This is a genomic window from Luteibacter sp. P4_E6 (assembly GCF_056401535.1).
Genome location: NZ_JBFUJE010000500.1, coordinates 1 through 2,847 on the forward strand (window position 1 = coordinate 1; position 2,847 = coordinate 2,847).

The window sequence follows — 2,847 nt, forward strand, 5'->3', positions numbered from 1 at the left end:
CTTCGGTCGATATCTCGGGCATGTCATCAGTGCCAGGGTGGGCTGGATAACTTGCCCGGGCGGACGTGCTTCGACCATTCACTTCCGCCCTTGGTGGGGTGTAGGTGTGCGCTGAAGGTTATCCGAGGTGGCAAAGTCGATAAGTCTGACTGACGATGGACTGAAGGCGTCCGACGAGGCTTTCAAAAACTCTTCGCTAGTCCCGCGGCCCCGCCGTAACCTTCGCCAGCCACTTCCACCCGACGAGCACGGTCGGCACACCAAGTGACCACCAGAGTCCCGGGCTATCGAGGAACGCGCCGTGCACCAGTGCGCGAGCGGCTGGTCCGTTGCCTATATCGACCGAGGCATGGCAAGCCATGAGGCCCTGCACGATGAGGAGGCCCAGAAGAAAGAGCAGGGTGTAGGGGATGACGCGGATGACATTGCCGATCACTCCGAGGATGTCCGCGACCCAGGTCGATGTGAGGAAATCCCAAAGGTGGCCCAAAATCACGCGTCGCTCCGATCCGCCCTGGGCCGATGATACGAAGACTCCCCGTGGCCGTGCAGGTAGCACAATTCAATCGCTTGCAATTCAATATCCACGACCCTACATTCGAATCATGAGCAAGAACACCCTCCCGCCAGGCATCGAAGCACCGCGTACCCTCGACGGGCAGCTGTGTTTCGCGCTGTATTCGGCCAATCTGGCCATGGGCAAGCTCTACCGGCAGCTGCTTTCCGGTCTGGACCTTACCTACCCGCAGTACCTGGTCATGCTGGTGCTCTGGGAGGGCGACGGCATCACGGTGTCGGAACTGGGCGATCGCCTGTTCCTGGATTCCGCGACGCTCACGCCGTTGCTGAAGCGGCTGCAGGCGGCAGGTCTGGTCCAGCGGACGCGCGGTACCCACGACGAACGTCAGGTCATCGTCACGTTGACCGACGAGGGCAGGGCGCTTCGCGAGAAGGCGGGCCAGGTCCCGGTGGATGTCTTCTGCGCGACCGGGTGCGAGATCGACGAGGTGATTGGCCTCAAGAGCCAGCTGGAAAAGCTGCGCACCGGTCTCATCGACACGAACAACGCCTGACCGGCGTGCCGGTGGTCAGCCGGTGATCTGCCGCTGCATGTGATCCAGGTACTGATCCAGTTCCGCCACGCTGGCGAACACTTCGGCCACCGGTACCGCTTTCACGATCTCGAACACCTTCTTCACCTGCGGCTGCGGATTGAGTAACAGCGTGCGGCCGTCGCGRTCGTGCATCTGCTTGCGTAACTGCGCGAGGCTGCGCAGTCCGGCGCTGCTGATGTATTCCAGGCGGGAGAGGTCGATGACCAGCGTGCCGCCGTTGTCCACCATGGGGGTGATGTCACGCAGGGCACTGTCAAGATCGCCGAAGGTCGCCGCGTCGAGTCGCCCCTCGAGCCAGACGGTGGTGCGGGCAGGGGTCAGGCTTTCGCTGCGAACGATCAGGGTCATAGGGAGGGCTCGTCGGACAGGGAGGGGTCGAACCGGATAACGACACGGTTGCCGTGTGGATCGCGTGCATATTCGAATTCGCTGGCGATGCTGCGCGCCAGGTGGAGGCCCAACCCGCCGACTTCGCGGTGCGCGATGTCGCCGGGCAGCTCGGGCGGTTCGTGCTGGAGTGGATCGAATGCTTCGGCGTCGTCGCGCAACTCCAGACGGACGATGTCGGCGTGGATCTCGAGATGGATATCGATCCGGCCTTCGCGGCCGTCCGGATAGCCGTGGCGAACCGTGTTCACCAGCAGCTCTTCGAGAACGAGGCGCACGTCGGCGCGACAGGCATGGTCGATGTCGGCAAGGTCGAGCGTCAGCTCGGCCCGATCGAGGGCGAGGAACACGTCCTCCAGGCGGTTAGGAATGCACAGCCGCATCGAGGCGGGCTCCCTCGGCGCTGGTGTCGTGCCAGGTCAGGGCGAGCAGGGCGATGTCGTCGTAGGCGGCAGCACCTTCGACATAGGCGTCGACATCGCTCAATACATGCTCGACGAAGGTTTCCGGCGTGGCGCCTTCCTCGATGCGCGACACGCTGTCGAGCAGTGCGTGTGCGCCATAGAGCTTCTGGTCTCCCGCGTGCGCCTCGCTGACGCCGTCGGTATACATGAGCACGGTGTCGCCCCCAAGCAACGTGAGTACGCGTACAGGGTAGCGCGCTTCGCGGTCCAGGCCGAGGGCGGGGCCGGTTTCCACATCGACCAGGATGGCACTCCCGCCTGCATGCAGAACGGGTTGTTCGTGCCCCGCGCTGGCCAGTGCGAGCAGCCCGGTTTCGGTCTCGATCACGCCACATAACAGGGTGACGAACATGCAGGTGTCGTTGCCCTTGCACAGTTCCCGGTTGAGCGAACCGAGGATGTCGCTGGGCGAGCGCGCGTGGGTGGCGATCGTGCGTGCGAGGGTGATCGTGCGCGCCATGAATAGCGCGGCCGGAATGCCCTTGTCCGAGACATCGCCGACCATGACGCAGACGTGCCTCGCGCCGAGCGCGAAGTAGGTATAGAGGTCGCCGCCGACCGCGCTCGCGGGGCGCAGCGCGGCATGCAGTTCGAGCCGGCCGTCGTCGGCAAGCCAATGGGCCTCAGGAATCAGTGCGAGCTGGATCTGCCGCGCGATTTCGAGCTCGCTGGCCATGCGTTCCTGCTCGCGCGCCGTGCGCTTGGCGGTGTCGATATGCCCGGCAAGCTGATGGCGCATCTGATCGAACGCGCGGGTGAGCCGGCCCACTTCGTCGTTACGGCGAACCACGGGCAGGGCGAAGTCGAGGTCGCCGCGCGAGACATTCTCCGCGCGCTCGGCCAGCACGCCCAGCGGGGCCATCAGGCGGCGCGTCACGACC

Annotated in this window: 5 protein-coding genes; 1 reads left to right on the forward strand and 4 read right to left on the reverse strand. The window is 64.5% G+C overall.

Going from position 1 to position 2,847, the window contains the following annotated elements:
* Window positions 1-196: 196 nt before the first annotated feature.
* Complete coding sequence (locus AC1DT2_RS19860) at window positions 197-496, reverse strand: hypothetical protein (protein ID WP_477298220.1); 300 nt, start codon at window positions 494-496, stop codon at window positions 197-199.
* A 109-nt stretch (window positions 497-605) separates the two neighbouring features.
* On the opposite strand from AC1DT2_RS19860, the gene AC1DT2_RS19865 reads away from it, so the two are divergent.
* Window positions 606-1,073 (forward strand): MarR family winged helix-turn-helix transcriptional regulator, encoded by a 468-nt coding sequence (locus AC1DT2_RS19865; RefSeq protein ID WP_477298222.1) that lies wholly within the window; start codon window positions 606-608, stop codon window positions 1,071-1,073.
* A gap of 15 nt (window positions 1,074-1,088) precedes the next feature.
* Here AC1DT2_RS19865 and AC1DT2_RS19870 read toward each other — a convergent pair whose 3' ends face one another.
* From AC1DT2_RS19870 to AC1DT2_RS19880, 3 genes are all read right to left on the reverse strand, one after another.
* Entirely contained in the window at window positions 1,089-1,463 is a 375-nt protein-coding gene (locus AC1DT2_RS19870) for an STAS domain-containing protein (protein ID WP_063573787.1), read from the reverse strand.
* Window positions 1,460-1,885 (reverse strand): ATP-binding protein, encoded by a 426-nt coding sequence (locus AC1DT2_RS19875; RefSeq protein ID WP_063573788.1) that lies wholly within the window; start codon window positions 1,883-1,885, stop codon window positions 1,460-1,462. Before AC1DT2_RS19875 ends, AC1DT2_RS19870 begins: the two co-directional genes overlap by 4 nt.
* On the reverse strand, window positions 1,866-2,847 hold a 982-nt coding region (locus AC1DT2_RS19880), incomplete at its 5' end, for a PP2C family protein-serine/threonine phosphatase (RefSeq protein WP_477298225.1). The genes AC1DT2_RS19875 and AC1DT2_RS19880, both read right to left, overlap by 20 nt.